General features: G+C 57.4%; 14 protein-coding genes. 2 read left to right on the forward strand and 12 right to left on the reverse strand.

Going from position 1 to position 14,401, the window contains the following annotated elements; translation table 11 throughout:
- Positions 1-2: 2 nt before the first annotated feature.
- From diaA to MOQ06_RS01635, 3 genes are read right to left on the reverse strand one after another with little or no spacing between them, the layout of a single operon-like run.
- Complete coding sequence (gene diaA / locus MOQ06_RS01625) at positions 3-593, reverse strand: DnaA initiator-associating protein DiaA (protein WP_003861754.1); 591 nt, start codon at positions 591-593, stop codon at positions 3-5.
- A gap of 21 nt (positions 594-614) precedes the next feature.
- Entirely contained in the window at positions 615-1,010 is a 396-nt protein-coding gene (locus tag MOQ06_RS01630; protein WP_148418341.1) for a YraN family protein, read from the reverse strand.
- Positions 968-3,109: a penicillin-binding protein activator gene (locus MOQ06_RS01635; RefSeq protein WP_242170217.1), complete on the reverse strand. Its 2,142-nt coding sequence runs from the start codon at positions 3,107-3,109 to the stop codon at positions 968-970. The genes MOQ06_RS01630 and MOQ06_RS01635 overlap by 43 nt, the downstream gene beginning before the upstream one ends.
- A 62-nt stretch (positions 3,110-3,171) precedes the next feature.
- Here MOQ06_RS01635 and rsmI point away from each other — a divergent pair, with 62 nt between their 5' ends.
- Together rsmI and MOQ06_RS01645 are read left to right on the forward strand one after the other, a co-directional pair.
- On the forward strand, positions 3,172-4,035 hold the full coding sequence (gene rsmI, locus MOQ06_RS01640) for a 16S rRNA (cytidine(1402)-2'-O)-methyltransferase (RefSeq protein ID WP_242170220.1): 864 nt from the start codon (positions 3,172-3,174) through the stop codon (positions 4,033-4,035).
- Between the two features lie 5 nt (positions 4,036-4,040).
- On the forward strand, positions 4,041-5,021 hold the full coding sequence (locus MOQ06_RS01645; protein ID WP_242170240.1) for a Fic family protein: 981 nt from the start codon (positions 4,041-4,043) through the stop codon (positions 5,019-5,021).
- A gap of 18 nt (positions 5,022-5,039) precedes the next feature.
- Here MOQ06_RS01645 and MOQ06_RS01650 read toward each other — a convergent pair whose 3' ends face one another.
- The 9 genes from MOQ06_RS01650 to kbaZ all read right to left on the reverse strand — a co-directional run bounded on the left by MOQ06_RS01650 (position 5,040) and on the right by kbaZ (position 14,266).
- On the reverse strand, positions 5,040-6,929 hold the full coding sequence (locus tag MOQ06_RS01650; RefSeq protein WP_242170243.1) for an enterotoxin: 1,890 nt from the start codon (positions 6,927-6,929) through the stop codon (positions 5,040-5,042).
- Positions 6,930-6,949: 20 nt separating this feature from the next.
- Positions 6,950-7,822, reverse strand: a complete 873-nt coding sequence (kbaY, locus tag MOQ06_RS01655; protein ID WP_242170246.1) for a tagatose-bisphosphate aldolase subunit KbaY — start codon at positions 7,820-7,822, stop codon at positions 6,950-6,952.
- Positions 7,823-7,834: 12 nt separating this feature from the next.
- Positions 7,835-8,983, reverse strand: a complete 1,149-nt coding sequence (locus MOQ06_RS01660) for an SIS domain-containing protein (protein ID WP_242170265.1) — start codon at positions 8,981-8,983, stop codon at positions 7,835-7,837.
- Between the two features lie 245 nt (positions 8,984-9,228).
- Positions 9,229-10,359: an N-acetylglucosamine-6-phosphate deacetylase gene (gene nagA, locus MOQ06_RS01665; protein ID WP_242170284.1), complete on the reverse strand. Its 1,131-nt coding sequence runs from the start codon at positions 10,357-10,359 to the stop codon at positions 9,229-9,231.
- Positions 10,356-10,790, reverse strand: a complete 435-nt coding sequence (gene agaF / locus MOQ06_RS01670) for a PTS galactosamine/N-acetylgalactosamine transporter subunit IIA (protein WP_148418348.1) — start codon at positions 10,788-10,790, stop codon at positions 10,356-10,358. Before agaF ends, nagA begins: the two co-directional genes overlap by 4 nt.
- Positions 10,791-10,806: 16 nt before the next feature.
- The gene (gene agaE / locus MOQ06_RS01675) at positions 10,807-11,685 is read right to left on the reverse strand and encodes a PTS N-acetylgalactosamine transporter subunit IID (protein WP_242170287.1); all 879 of its coding nucleotides are present in this window, start codon (positions 11,683-11,685) and stop codon (positions 10,807-10,809) included.
- Positions 11,675-12,454: a PTS N-acetylgalactosamine transporter subunit IIC gene (gene agaW, locus MOQ06_RS01680; RefSeq protein ID WP_242170292.1), complete on the reverse strand. Its 780-nt coding sequence runs from the start codon at positions 12,452-12,454 to the stop codon at positions 11,675-11,677. The genes agaE and agaW overlap by 11 nt, the downstream gene beginning before the upstream one ends.
- 10 nt (positions 12,455-12,464) lie before the next feature.
- Positions 12,465-12,938: a PTS N-acetylgalactosamine transporter subunit IIB gene (gene agaV, locus MOQ06_RS01685; RefSeq protein WP_148418351.1), complete on the reverse strand. Its 474-nt coding sequence runs from the start codon at positions 12,936-12,938 to the stop codon at positions 12,465-12,467.
- Positions 12,939-12,958: 20 nt separating this feature from the next.
- On the reverse strand, positions 12,959-14,266 hold the full coding sequence (kbaZ, locus tag MOQ06_RS01690; protein WP_242170294.1) for a tagatose-bisphosphate aldolase subunit KbaZ: 1,308 nt from the start codon (positions 14,264-14,266) through the stop codon (positions 12,959-12,961).
- Positions 14,267-14,401: the final 135 nt, after the last annotated feature.

The following is a 14,401-nucleotide window of genomic DNA, read 5'->3' on the forward strand; positions in this document are numbered from 1 at the left end:
CCTTAGTCATCCTGGTGAGGGAAAAGCGTGTTATCGATCAGATCGCATAAGCAGTTCACCGTGAGCATATGCATCTCCTGGATGCGGGCGCTACGGTGCGAAGGAATGCGGATCTCCACATCCTGCGGCCCCAGCAGGCCAGCCAGTTCACCGCCGTCGTAACCGGTCAGGGCGACAATCGTCATGTCCCGGGTCACTGCCGCTTCAACCGCCTTAACGATATCCCGGCTGTTGCCGCGCGTGGAGATCGCCAGCAGCACGTCTCCGGCATGGCCTAAGGCGCGCACCTGCTTGGCGTAAATTTCGTCATGCAGACGATCGTTGGCAATCGCAGTTAAGACCACGTTATCGGTGTTAAGTGCAATGGCCGGTAAACTCGGGCGCTCGGTTTCGAAGCGGTTGATCATGCTGGCAGCAAAATGCTGTGCGTTGGCGGCGGACGTGCCGTTGCCACAACAGAGGATTTTGTTGCCGTTGAGCAGCGACTGAACCAGCGTCATCGCCGCGCGGGAGATCGCGTCCGGAAGGGCTTCCGCCGCGGCGATCTGCGTTTGAATGCTTTCTGTGAAGCACACTTTAATTCTTTCGAGCACGGTATCCCTTTAAAATCTTATTTAAGCGTCTTCGCCAAACGCGTTTTTAAGCCATTCGATCGCATTTCCGGTGAAGGCTACCACATCGAAACGGCAATCCACAGTATCAAAACTCCCATTATGGCGGGCAAGCCACAAGTGGGCAGTCTGTAATAATTTATGTTGTTTGGCGAGCGTCACGCTGGCGGCAGCACCGCCAAAACGGGACGACTGTCGGTAGCGTACTTCAACAAACACGGTGGTCTGACCGTCTTTCATGATCAGATCAATCTCGCCGCCGCGCCCGCGAACGTTGGCGGCGACAAAGCGCAGTCCTTTGCCTTCAAGCCAGCGGCGCGCCTTTAACTCCCACGCGTCGCCGGTCTGTTTGCGGCTTAACTGGCCGGGACAATCTGCCCCTGCTGGTATTTGAGCCATGATAACTTCCTGTTAATCACACAATCCTGGTTGGCGGTCAGATCGCCGGTATTACCGTTAAGCTCAAAGCCCGGTACCTGACGCATCTGGGTGAAGTGGTTCGCCAGCGCCCAGGCATCGACGCCCATCGCGTACAGGCGCGCCAGGGAGTAATCATTGCGCACCGCGCCCAGCGCCTGCTGCATCAACTGCGGGTTGCTGCCTGCCAGCATGGGGATCTCGCTGTATTGCAGTCCTTCCATCTCCAGACGGAAGTCCGGGCCAGCGGTACCCTGGGCGCTGCGCGAGCTGGCGTAAAGGGTTGCGCCGCTCTGGCTACCGTTACGCATGGCGATCATGGGTTTGATAAAGGCGATCTCTTCAGGCGTGGCGACGATGTAGGCCGAATCCACTTTACCGCCGCCGCTGATTTGCGCGTCGGTTGGCGGTGCCGGGATCGTCAGGCCGCCGATGGTAACGCTCTGCTGCTGCGGCAGGCTGGCGGACACCGGGCTACCGTTGAGGGCAATACCGGCACCGCCGTTCACGCCCGCTCTCAGTTCGGAAGCGGAGCCAAATTTCTGCTGCAATACTACGCCACCGCCGAGGGACTGCCACTCTTCAGCAAACGCGTTGGCTACGCGGTCTCCCAGCGTGCTGCGCGGGATCAGCAGCAGCGGCGCCTGCTTGCCCTGCTCGTGAATATGACGCGCCGCATCGCGGGCTTCATCTTCCGGTGAAAGGGCGAAGTAACAGATATTGGCGCGGTTCTGAACCTGCTCAGGCTGGTTAAGCGCCAGCACGTTCAGCGTGGTATTGCTCTTCATCAGCGTTTCCACGTTGTTTTTCAACAGCGGGCCGACAACGATGCTGGCGCCGTCCTGCTGAACCTGCGCCAGCACCTGGTCGAGCGGCTGAGCGCTGGTGTCGTAGATTTTCAGCTCTGCGCCCGGGTTAGCGCTGGTGGTTGCCACCGCCTGCTGCTGCGCTGCGGGCTGCTGTTCCGGCTGTACTGTTTGCGGCTGAGGCTGTTCGGCCGTGACGGGAGCCGGGGTTTCAGCCGGTGCCTGCGTCGCTACGGGCGCTGGCGTGGCGGCTGGCTGCGTGGCTGGCGCAGTGACCGGATTCTGCAGCGTACCCTGCGCAGGGGTTTGCGCGGTGGTCAGGTCGTCGGTTTCAGCAGCCGACGGGCTGACAACGTCGTTCACGTTTGCCGCCTGCGCCGCTTGTGCAGGCACCGCGCTGCCGGTAACGGCGGTGGTGCCGTTTTTCGCCGCTTCAAAACCCTGCTGAATGGCGCGGCCAAACACCGCCGCCTGGCCGTTTAACGGCAGCAGCAGGGCGATTTTGCTGGTGGAGGCGGGCTTAAAGTTTTGCACGTTCACCAGCTGCGTTGGCAGCATTTTTGCTCCCGGGTTTTGCGGGTAGCGCTTTTGCCAGTCGGTAATGCCGGCTTTCAGCATGTTCGGATCGCTGCGGTTGTTGAACCACATCTGCTGAAGATCAAGCCAGCCCTGCAGGACGTTTTCATCGGCGTTAATGACCAGCGCCCGTGCCTGCTCCTGGGTCATGGAGGCGAGCGCCTGCCAGGTCGCATCAATATTTTTCTGCTTGTCCGCACCCGCGAGCAGAGGCTCCTGAGCAATCAGCGCCCGGAGCAGCGTCAGGGAAGGGCGGCCCTGCTCAGCGGTGATGCCGGCCTGCCAGAAACGGGCCTGCTGGTTTTTATCCAGCGCGCTCAGATCGATATTGCCGAGGATCTTCTTCGCCCCGTCGTAATCTTTCTGCGCCACTTTCAGCTCTGCCGACAGCAGCGTCTGCTCACGACGCTGCTCGTCGTTGAGCGACTGCGGCAGCTGGCTGAACAGTTCGGCGGCCTGCTGGGTTTTCCCTTCTTTCAGCAGAGCACGAATGGCGAGTAATTGCCAGTTGGTCTTGGTATCATTTGAGCTCTGCGACATTTGTTGCAGATAAAAGCCAGAATCAGCCTGAGCGGATCCCTGCATATGAGCAGTGCTCTGGTCGGGTGCCTGGGTGCCACAGCCTGCGAAGATCAGGGCTGCGAGCAGAAGCGGCACGCCGCGCGTGGCTTTTTTTCGAAGAAACGTTAACGGTACCATACTGTATCCAGTGATTTTTTTTACGCAATGCTCAATATTAAATCGGCAATACGGACGAAACAATGAAACAACACGAAACGGCAGATAATTCTCAAGGCCAGCTTTATATTGTACCTACTCCTATCGGGAATTTGTCTGATATTACCCAACGTGCACTCACTGTATTGCAAGCTGTTGATTTAATTGCTGCTGAAGACACGCGCCATACCGGTTTACTGCTGCAACATTTCGCGATTAACGCCCGTTTGTTTGCCCTGCACGATCACAATGAGCAACAAAAGGCCGAAACGCTGGTGGTGAAGCTTAAAGAGGGGCAGAACATCGCGCTGGTCTCCGATGCGGGCACGCCGCTGATTAACGACCCCGGCTACCATCTGGTGCGCACCTGCCGTGAAGCCGGGATCCGCGTTGTGCCGCTGCCGGGGCCGTGCGCCGCGATTGCTGCGCTGAGCGCCGCGGGCCTGCCGTCCGACCGTTTCTGCTATGAAGGTTTCCTGCCCGCCAAATCCAAAGGCCGCCGTGACGTATTAAAGGATCTTGAAGCTGAGCCGCGTACCCTGATTTTCTACGAATCCACTCACCGCCTGCTGGAAAGCCTGGAAGATATGGTCACCGTCTGGGGAGAAGGTCGCTACGTGGTGCTGGCGCGTGAACTGACCAAAACCTGGGAAACCATCCACGGCGCGCCTGTAGGCGAACTGCTGGCGTGGGTGAAGGAAGATGAAAACCGCCGCAAGGGTGAAATGGTGCTGATTGTCGAAGGCCATAAGGCGCAGGAAGACGCGCTCCCTGCCGACGCGCTGCGCACCCTGGCCCTGCTACAGGCCGAACTGCCGCTTAAGAAAGCGGCGGCACTGGCGGCGGAAATCCACGGCGTGAAGAAAAATGCGCTGTATAAGTATGCGCTGGAGCAGCAGGGGGAGTAAGCCAGATGAGCCGCTATCAGCCTCCTTTTACCATCACACCCTCGATTCTCAATCAGGTTGTTGAGATCGGTGAGCTATTAGGGCACTGGGCGGCACATTCAGGGAGAACCTCTCCGCTACTGCGCAAAGAGAACCGAATCCGCACAATCCAGGCTTCTCTGGCCATTGAGCATAACTCTCTGACGACCGGGCAAGTAACGGCAATTATGGAGGGTAAGCGCGTGCTCGCGCCTGAAAAAGACATTCAGGAAGTGCGTAACGCGATTCTTGCTTATGAGAAATTGCCCGAATGGAAACCCTGGAAGCTTAAAGACTTGCTTAGTGCACACCGGTTATTAATGACTGGGCTGGTCGATAATCCTGGCAAGCTCAGGAATGGGGATGTAGGGATCTACCGTGGGAATCTGTTAGTCCATATGGCTCCGCCAGCCTCTCAGATGAACCGTCTTATCGACGATCTTCTTTCCTCGCTTAAGCAAACCGATCTTCACCCTCTGATTGCCAGCTCGGTATTTCATTACGAGTTTGAGTTTATTCATCCCTTTTCAGATGGAAATGGCCGCATGGGGCGGCTGTGGCAAACGTTGATCTTAAGCCAGTGGCGTGCAGAACTGGCATGGTTGCCCGTTGAGACGCTCATTCATTTCCAGCAAGCGCGCTATTACCAGATTTTAGGACAATGCGATCGGGCCAGTGATTGCACGGCATTCGTGGAGTTTATGCTGCAAAATATGGCCGAAGCTTTGCGGGAAGGCATAGGGATGTCGTCTGTAATGTCGGAAGAAATGTCGGAAGAAATGTCGGAAAAGGAAAATGCTATCCTTGAACTTCTTACCGTCCAACCGCAAATGACAGCGGTGATGCTGGCATCTGTATTGGGCGTAACTTCCCGCACCGCGGAACGTTATCTCCGTTCTTTGCAAACAAAAGGTAGATTAAAACGCCTCGGGGCAAGGAAAGGAGGAAGCTGGCAGGTCATGGCTTAACCTGCCAGCTGAACGCTATTATTTTCCTGGTAATGCTTCAAACACCAGCGTTTCCAGCGGCTTCAGGGTAATCACTACCGCGTTTTTATACTCCTCCGGTACGCTATCGTTACTGCCGTACACCGCTTTTAAACCAAATTGCGTCGTGCCGTTCATCGGGACCTCAAAGTCTCTGGCAAGATCCAGATAGTAGCTTTGCGGCTTGTCCGACGGGTTACGCAAGCCGATAATCGCTTTGTCCTTGCTCCACGACGCCCAGCCGTAAACCTCAAGCGCCGTCGGATCTCCGCCGATCCAGTGGGTATCGACCAGCACGCTGGCGTTATCCCGGGACCACTTCGCGGCCTGCGCCAGGACATCCCACTTCGCCTTGTTGAGCATGGATGGAGTGATGTACAGCTCCTGCAACTGGGTGCCGGTAGCGAAATAGCTCCATACCTGGTCGGCAAAGTCGCTGTCCGTTTGCACCTTCTCCAGGCCGTAATACGCGTTCTCCGCGCTGACGATCCCGTGATACATCAGGGAGTTCAGCGGGAAAAGCGGACCTTTACGCACGATGGAGCGATACGTTTCCGCATCGCGGTAGGTCATCCACTGCTGAACCGGCGTGCCGGGACCGTACAGGTTGATATCATCTCCCTGACGCCAGATGGAATCGGCGTAGAACAGCCAGGAGGGGCTGGCGTTGGTACCGGTCGTCAGGTTAATAAACAGATTCGGATTGGCGCTGCGCATGTTATGCAGCAGAGCGATAGAGGCGTCAAAATCCGAGGCGAACGGGCTGCCCTTAATATGCGAATTGGCATTGCCCATCCCGTCGAGCTTGAACGAGGTTATGTGCTCGTTTTTGATAAGCTTAACGATCTGCTCATTAAAGTTTTTAAAATAGTTCGGGCCCGACAGCGCCAGCTTCCCGTCTACCGTTTCGAAACCGTACTCTTTTGCATGCGAGACGCGCGTGTCGCGCGGTTTGTTATATCCGCCCCACGGCGAGAGCCACAGGCCGACGGAGCTGTGCAGGCTGTCCGCTTTCTCCCGTACCTTGCCAAAACCGTTGCTGAAAGCCGGGCCAAACAGCCAGCGCCCGGTCAAATCATCCCAGCCATCGTCCAGCAGGAAAGCATCCAGCGCCACGCCGCGCCCGGTAATAAATTCCTTATTCCATTCATCCATGCGCCCCAGCACATCCTGCTCGGAGTAGGGGGTAAAGAAGCCAATATCCATCCAGCTGTTGTAGTGTAAATAAGGCTTATACGGACGCGGACGGACGGCATTAATAAACTGGTTTACGCTGCGGCGCAGCTGGCTGGTCTCCGGGAAGGTGCCAAAGTACGTGGTGTAGCTGACCGGGGCGTCTGGCTGAACAGGGGTTTTCAGCTCCACGTTGAGGTTGGTCGTCGCCTCATAGGCATAGGTGTTAACGATGGGTTTATTCGGCAGGATAAAGAACGAGTCTGCGACGATCGGCGAGCTATTAATTGCCCCGTCTACATAAGGTGCCTGAGACTGCTTTTTGGTCGGGAAGAAGGTAATTTTCGCTACATCCCGCGGCTGCCCAACGGCGGCGATGGTGTAGTCGATGCTGGCGTATTTGCCCTTCACCAGGTTCAGCTTCACCGTCACGTTGAATTGCGGATGGGTGAAATCGATGACGATCCCGCTGTCCTGCTTTTCGACATGCCTGATTTTAAAATCCGCCGTGTGGATCTTACTCTCGTCCGGCAGCGTCAGAAAAAACAGCTCCTGCGGCTGGAGCGGACGTTGAGTTCTGGTGTCTTTAACCACTACCGTCGAGTTTGCATCATCAAACGACAGGGCAATATTGTCGTTATTGAGCGTGTAGTTCGCTGCCGCCGCGCTATGGGAAACGCACAGGGCAAGCATGGAGAGTGTGAGGATTTTTTTCATCAGCGTAAGTTCCTTTTTGATCAGGCTTCTGCCGGAAGCAGCAGGCGGTTAGCCGAACCGCAAACGGTAATTTTGCTTCTGACCACCTCTTTCATGGCGTCCATACCGACCCGCATATAGAAGCGCGGATCGTTACCCTGCGGGTTTTGGGCAAACCAGGCTTTAACCGCGTCAGAAAAGGCGATTTTCAGCTCGGTAGCCACGTTGACTTTGCACACACCCAGCTCAATGGTGCGACGAACATCTTCATCCGGCACGTCGCTCGCGCCGTGCAGCACCAGCGGCACGGTGACCACTTTGCGGATCTCGGCCAGCCGCTGGAAGTCGATTTTGGGACGCCTGGTATACAGGCCGTGCGCGGTGCCGATGGCGACGGCGAGGCTGTCGACGCCGGTCAGTTCGACAAAGCGTTTCGCTTCCTGCGGGTCGGTGAGAAACGCGCTTTCGTCGTCGACGCTCATGTCATCTTCCACGCCGCCCAGTCGGCCCAGCTCGGCCTCGACGCTACAGTCGTTAAGGTGGCAAAAATCAACCACCGACTTCACCAGCTTCACGTTTTGTTCAAACGGATAGTGGCTGCCGTCGATCATCGCGCTGCGCACGCCTGCGTTGACCTTACGACGAATATCGTCGAGGGACTCGTGGTGATCGAGATGCAGCGCCAGCGGCATGTCGTAGGTTAACGAGTACGCGCTGCACAGGGCGTAGATCTCTTCCAGGGCAATGTGCTTAAACGTGCCCGGCGTGCCCGCGAGGATCACCGGCGATCGCATTTCGCTACAGACTTCGAGGATCGCCTGGATCGTCTCCGCGTTGTGGATGTTGAACGCCGGCACGGCGTAGCCTTTTGCCTGCGCGTCCTGGAGGAGATACTTCGTTGAAATAATGCTCATGGTGCGATCCTCTTAAGCCTGCCACGGATGAATAACAACGCCCTGCACCACGCGGTTTACCGTTCCGCTGGCAGATGGCGTATCGGGCGTATTTCCCACGCTGAGGGACTGGGAAAGCGCAAAGACCTGGGCGTACATCAGGAAGCAGAACGCCTGTTCCATATCAATAAACGGGCGGGAAGGCGGCAGCAGGATGTGCGGACCCGCTTCAATCACCGGATTGTTTTCGGCGGCGACGGCGACAACGCGAAGAGCCTGACGATCGCGGCGCAGTTCGGCCAGCAGATCGAGATCGTACTGACGGGTATACGGATGGCTGGAGACAAACACCACCACCAGCGTTTCGTTATCCACCAGCGATTTGGGCCCGTGACGGAAGCCCGTTGGGGAATCGTAGAATGCCGCCAGCTTGCCCGCCGTCAGTTCCAGCACCTTCAGCGCCGCTTCGCGCGCCGCGCCCTGCAGGCCGCCGCTTCCCAGGTAGACGATCCTTTTCCACGGTTCGTTACCAAATACGCCCTGACGAAAATCGCCGAGAGAGGTGAGGATCGCCTGACAGCGATCGGCCACGTCGCGGAAGCTGCGGCTGCCGATCGCGTCTGGCGCGAATACCGCCAGGCAGCTTGCCATCATGGTGGTAATACTGCTGGTCATCGCGAAGCCGCGATCGTGCGTTTCGGCAGGCATCAGAAGGGCATAAGCGTTATCGCTGTTGACGGCATTCTGGTACAGGCTGCCCGCCTCGTTACAGGTGATAGACAGGTGATAGCACTCCGGCACGAACTGATTGGCCAACTCTACCGCCGCCACGCTCTCCGGGCTGTTACCGGAACGGGCAAACGAAACCAGCAGCAGCGGATGTGCCGGGCTGAAGTAATCCATCGGGTTCGTGACCAGATCGGTTGTCGGTATGGCGGAAACGTTTTTCCCGGTGTGGCTCGCAAGCCATGGCGCAATGATATCGCCTATAAACGCGGAGGTGCCCGCGCCGGTCAGCACGATCCGCAGATTGGGCTTGCGCAGCAGCGGCGTCAGGAAACCGTCAATCGAGGAGCGCAGATTATCGATATTGGTGAGCGAGCGGATCCAGCTGGCAGGCTGCTGGCGGATCTCTTCTTCGGTCCAGGTGCCGGTTGTGGCGGCGGGAGTGATTTGTGGCATAACTCAGTCCTTAGTCGTGTGAATTCCACATCAGACGCTGGCAAACGTGTCGCTATCTTTCGTTTCGTTTCACTTGTTCACTTAAACAGTTAAATAAAATCTATAGAAAAGAAATCGAAAGTTCAATGATAGAAAAGAAATAAAACGAAAAGTGTGATCGTGAAAGGAAAGGGCAGATTTAAGGAAAGGAAAAGAAAGGCCTTACGGTTGAGGCCGTAAGGCCACAAGGTGACGCAATGAAAGGGCTAAAGGGGGAGAGCCTGGCCCTGAATCCAGATCTGCTGAAGGTGCAGGCCGCCATCCAGCGCAATGATATTGGCGCGTTTACCTGCTGCTAAGGATCCGAGCTGACGATCGACCCCCAGCAGGCGGGCAGGGTGCAGCGAGGCCATATGAATAGCCTCTTCGGCCGTCACGCCTGCGTGCTCTACCATATTCCTGACGGCGGCATCCAGCGACAGCGTGCTTCCTGCCAGCCCGCCGGAGGCGGTTTTTACCACGCCGTGGTGCATCGTGACCTCTTCGCCACATAGCGTATACCGCCCGTCCGGCATGCCTGCCGCCTGCATGGCATCGGTAATCAGCACCACGCGGTCCCTGGCGCAGCAGCATACACGCATGGCTCCCGGATGGACGTGGTGGCCGTCGGCAATGAGCTCAAGCCACGCCCGTTTGTCCGTAAGCCCCGCGCCGACCATTCCCGGCCCCCGGTGATGCAGCCCCGTCATGCCGTTATAGCAGTGCACCAGCCCGTCCGCGCCGGCGTCAAAGGCGGCAAGGGTTTGCTCGTACGTGGCGGCACTGTGGCCCAGCATCACACGTATACCTCGCTGCTTCAGGTGGCGAATGGCCCGTAGCGCACCGGGTTTTTCCGGCGCCAGCGCCACCACCCTCAGCGTGTTTTGCGAGAGCGTAATTAACGCGTCCAGCTCGGTGAGATCCAGTTCCCGAAACAGCGCTGGCGGATGAGCCCCTTTGTTCTGCGGGGTAAAGTACGGGCCCTCCAGATAGCTGCCAAGGATCTGCGCGCCGGGGCCGCCCGACCGACAGCGTTGGGCGATCCGCGTGAGTGCCCCGTGAATCGCCTCCAGCGGCGCGGTGACGGTGGTGGGCAAAAATGCCCCCACCCCTTCACGTGCTTTATGAATGGCTAAAACGTCCAGCGTATCGGGGGCCTCATCCATCACATCCACACCCATGCCGCCATGAACGTGAATATCGATGAACGCCGGGCAAAGTAGCCCGGCATCACGGGCGACAACGCCCGCAGGGACAGGCTCAATCGCCGCGATAACGCCGTTCTCGATACGAAGCTGGTGGTCATCCAGCCAGCCCTGTTCGGTGAGCACCCGACGCGCGCGCAGCAGCTGGCTCATATCCCTTCCTCTGCGGGCGCTTCCTCACGACAGCGGCCAAGCTCGTCCACCAGGCTCGTCAGGCCGCGGTGGCCACACTCCAGCGCCTGCAGACGAAACGCTTCGCTGCTCAGACCTTCACGTTCGAGCACCATCTCCAGCAGCAGTTGCAGGTTAGTGCCGGTAATCACCTCGCTGCCCGGTCTTTTCATGGCGAGCGTAGACGCGACGCGAAACGGCGTGCCGCCCAGCAGATCGGTGAGAAACACAATATCCTGCTGTGCGTCGAGTTCGCTCACCGCCTGCTCAAGCTGAGCGGTCAGCCGCGCCGTGGTGGACGTTTCAGGAAAATCGATGGCGATAAACTGCGGCTGCTCGCCGAGGATCTGCTTCATTGCCTGCTCAAGCCCGCTGGCAAACCCGCCGTGACCCGTCAAAATAATGCCTAACATCGCAACCTCTTTGCTTTTACAGGAAATGACAGAATTTACCGACAACGCCCAGCACCACGGTGATACCAATCAGCCGCAGCGGGCTCCAGCCACGACGCACCAGCCAGAACATTGTCAGGGTGTAGACCAGCGGCAGAAACGCGGGCATCAGCTTATCGATGACGTCGGCCTGTAGCTTAACGACCGCATCGCCGGCTTTGATTTCAAGCGTGGTATTGAGACGGACATAGGTTGCCACCAGCGCGCCGATCACCGTCATCCCGACGATGGAGGCCGCATGGCCGACCTTTCTGGTGTTGGCCTTGATCAGCGGAATGGCCGCAACGCCCATCCGGTAGGCGTAGTGCGCCAGACCAAAACGCAGGCCGAGGTGCACCACGTTAAACAGCACGAAAAAGACCACGGCCCCCAAAATCGATCCCTGCAGCGCCAGGCTGGCACCAATACCGCCGCAGATAGGCAGGAGGGTAAGCCAGAACATGGCGTCACCAATTCCACCAAGCGGCGCACCGACGGCAATTTTGGTGCTCTGGATGCTGTTCACGTCCTGTTTTGAGCGCTCCATCGCCAGAATGATGCCGATAACAAAGGTCACCAGGAACGGGTGAGTATTAAAGAAGCCCATATGGCCTTTCATTGCTCGTGCCAGGTCCCGCTTGTTGGTGTGGATCTTTTTCAGCGCGGGCAGCAACCCGTACAGCCAGCCGGAGGCCTGCATACGTTCATAGTTGAACGAGGCCTGTAGCAGCATCGAACGCCAGGCGACGCGGTTAATATCCTTTTTCGTCAGCTCGACACCGATGCTCTGGTCTTCGTAAACGTTCTCGTTGAGGCCGGTCAGCAGGGTCTCTTCAGCTTCAGACACGCCCGGTAACGTGGTTTGATTAGATGCCATCTTCGAATTCCTCTTTCTGGGCCGCCGGAGCCGTCGGTTCAGGTGATTTACGCATCAGGTCGATCAGCGCCATTGCCAGCGCGGCGGCCGCAATCGCGAGTACCGGAAGCTTGAGCCAGGCCGCCGCGACAAAGCCGATAATGAAGTAAGGGATGTAGACGTTTTTCATCATGATCTTCAGCAGCACGGCAAAGCCGATAGCTGGCATGATGCCGCCCGCGACGCCGAGGCCGTCAATCAGACGCGCCGGCAGTACATCAATGGCCGTTTTCGCGTGTTCCGCACCGAAATAGATGGGCAGAAAGGCGCACAAGAAGTAGAAGATGCCGAGCGCCAGCATGGCCAGATAGTTAACCCTTTCTATACCGCTGGTATCAGCATTGGCCGCCATGCGGTCGCAGCGGGACATCACGCCGGACATCACGGAGAACAGGAAGGTAATCCCCATCTGTACGGCGACAGCAAACGGCACGGCGACCCCGACGGCGACATCCGGCTTGACGCCCGTGGTGATGGCAAACGTGGTTCCGACGATGGTGCCGATAATCACGTTTGGCGGCTGTGCGCCCGCGAGCGGTGCCAGACCCATCCAGACCAGTTCTAACGTCCCGCCGGTCAAAATCCCGGTGTGCAGATCGCCGAGAATCAGGCCAACCAGCGGACCGAGAACGACCGGGCGGTGCATGTGCGTTAACCCGTTAAACATATCCAGACCCGCGATGAAGGCGAGAAGTCCCAGCGCGAATGCCTGCAACAGACTGATTTCCATTTTGAAACCCTCAGAGCAGTTTAAAGAGATCCAAAGCAGCCTCTGTCGGAACGCCCTGAACGAAGCATTCCACCCCGGCCGATTTCAGGCCGTTAAACGCGGCGATGTCGTCAGCGTCTACGGATACCGTTTTGGCAATTTGCTGTTTGCCGCTGGCGTAGTGCATGTTTCCTACGTTAATACGGGTGATGGGCACGCCGCCTTCAACCAGCTTCAGAAAATCGGCGGGAGATTTACAGACCAGCAGAATTTTCTGGCGGTCGGCGGCGCGGTGAATGTTGTCGATCACCTTTTGTAACGACCAGAAACGCACGGCGATCCCCTCCGCGAGCACCATTTCCATCAGGTTCTGTTGAACCGGATCTTCTGCCACCTCGTCATTCGCGACCAGCACCAGGTTAGCCCCCGCGAACCCCACCCATTGCACGCCCACCTGGCCGTGGATCAGGCGTTCATCAATGCGGCATAAGACAATATTTGGCATAGCCTTTTTCCTCTTTTTAATTATGCATGTTGAGTCGTTACACCTTCGCAGGCGGCGTCGTATTGCTGGAGTATGTCCTGAATGTGGTTAATGATGAGTTCTCGCGGTGTCGGCTTGAGAGCGCCCTCGCGAACTTTGCTGTACTGCACCGGCAGGTACTGGCTGATCAGCGGCAGCGGGATGGGTTCGTCTGCCAGATTGCGCACCATACGTTCAAAGGCATCGTCAATCTGGCTGTCCGGCCAGTAATAGCGAACGCGGTCAGAGTAGCTGTAGCCGCGCGCCAGGCGACGCGCGTTGCGGTCGCCATGGTAGTGGCTTTGCCAGTATTCCGGCCGATCGAGCATCACGTTTTCCAGCACGTGACGCAGACCCGAGCTGGCTTTTGCTGGCAGTAGTTCCTCCTCAATGGCAGCCAGCGCAAAGAGTGCCTCGCGCAGGGCGAAGGTGAGGGCCGGGCCGACTTTTAAGATGGCGAAGTGATCGTTTACCAGCTGGCGAAGCGCCTGTGGCGTCTGGTAGTCGGTGGAGTGAGCTTCAAAAACCAGCGTATCGTAAGCTTCTACCATTTCGCTCAGGGCGATGGCTTTTTGCGGCTGGTAGTCACAGACGTGCGCGTGGTCAAACTCTACGCCGGGCTGAACCACCAGGCCAATAATGCGCGGCCAGATGTCGCTTAATCCTTCCTTTTCGAACGCGTGGCGATGCGCTTCAAGCGTTGCGCGCGCCGCGTCTGGCGTGGTCACCTCAAGCTCGGTGAGCGTGTCGTGCGCGCCACCCGGAACCGGAACCTCCGTGCCGATAACGTAGACCAGATCGGATTCACCATACTGTTTCAGGCAGGTTGTTTCGGCAATTTTCGCCAGACGTGCGGCGCGTTCGGCGACGATCGCGTCGGTCAGAGGAACCGGATCGTCCTCGCAGGGCATGCTACAGTCGAGGTGGATCTTTTTGAATCCGGCCGCGACATAGCATTTAATGAGATCGTCGGCCCTGGCCATCGCTTCCTGCGCGGGCAGGTGTTGCCAGCGGTTTGGCCCTAAGTGATCGCCGCCGAGGATAAGCCCTGACGCCGGGAATCCGAGGGAATTTGCCAGCCTGCAGACGAACCCGTGAAAGTCGGCGGGCGTCATGCCGGTGTAGCCGCCAAACTGATCGACCTGGTTAGAGGTGGCCTCAATCAGCAGAGGCGTCTGTTGCGTATTGGCGTAACGAATTGCGGCTTCAAGTACCAGCGGGTGTGCGGAACAGACGGCATAAATTCCGTTCATCTTACCTTGTTTATGTTGCTCCACCATTTCTGTCAGATATTTCACTTTCCTCTCCATGTCGGATGGTAATGATGCTTATCTTTCGTTTTGTTTCATTTAATCCTGCATCATGGTGATTTAAAAATAAAACGAAAGATAATAGTTTTCCGATCTGTTTCACAAAAGAAACATAATGAAAGTTTTCAGCGCAGC

Source organism: Enterobacter sp. I4 (assembly GCF_022669095.1).
Classification (GTDB): domain Bacteria; phylum Pseudomonadota; class Gammaproteobacteria; order Enterobacterales; family Enterobacteriaceae; genus Enterobacter; species Enterobacter pasteurii.

Bases quoted from the DNA above. Each gene is read 5' to 3' on its own strand.
- MOQ06_RS01630 (WP_148418341.1), bottom strand. From the start codon at position 1,010: ATGGCTCAAATACCAGCAGGGGCAGATTGTCCCGGCCAGTTAAGCCGC.
- MOQ06_RS01635 (WP_242170217.1), bottom strand. From the start codon at position 3,109: ATGGTACCGTTAACGTTTCTTCGAAAAAAAGCCACGCGCGGCGTGCCG.
- rsmI (WP_242170220.1), top strand. From the start codon at position 3,172: ATGAAACAACACGAAACGGCAGATAATTCTCAAGGCCAGCTTTATATT.
- MOQ06_RS01645 (WP_242170240.1), top strand. From the start codon at position 4,041: ATGAGCCGCTATCAGCCTCCTTTTACCATCACACCCTCGATTCTCAAT.
- MOQ06_RS01650 (WP_242170243.1), bottom strand. From the start codon at position 6,929: ATGAAAAAAATCCTCACACTCTCCATGCTTGCCCTGTGCGTTTCCCAT.
- kbaY (WP_242170246.1), bottom strand. From the start codon at position 7,822: ATGAGCATTATTTCAACGAAGTATCTCCTCCAGGACGCGCAGGCAAAA.
- MOQ06_RS01660 (WP_242170265.1), bottom strand. From the start codon at position 8,983: ATGCCACAAATCACTCCCGCCGCCACAACCGGCACCTGGACCGAAGAA.
- nagA (WP_242170284.1), bottom strand. From the start codon at position 10,359: ATGAGCCAGCTGCTGCGCGCGCGTCGGGTGCTCACCGAACAGGGCTGG.
- agaF (WP_148418348.1), bottom strand. From the start codon at position 10,790: ATGTTAGGCATTATTTTGACGGGTCACGGCGGGTTTGCCAGCGGGCTT.
- agaE (WP_242170287.1), bottom strand. From the start codon at position 11,685: ATGGCATCTAATCAAACCACGTTACCGGGCGTGTCTGAAGCTGAAGAG.
- agaW (WP_242170292.1), bottom strand. From the start codon at position 12,454: ATGGAAATCAGTCTGTTGCAGGCATTCGCGCTGGGACTTCTCGCCTTC.
- agaV (WP_148418351.1), bottom strand. From the start codon at position 12,938: ATGCCAAATATTGTCTTATGCCGCATTGATGAACGCCTGATCCACGGC.
- kbaZ (WP_242170294.1), bottom strand. From the start codon at position 14,266: ATGGAGAGGAAAGTGAAATATCTGACAGAAATGGTGGAGCAACATAAA.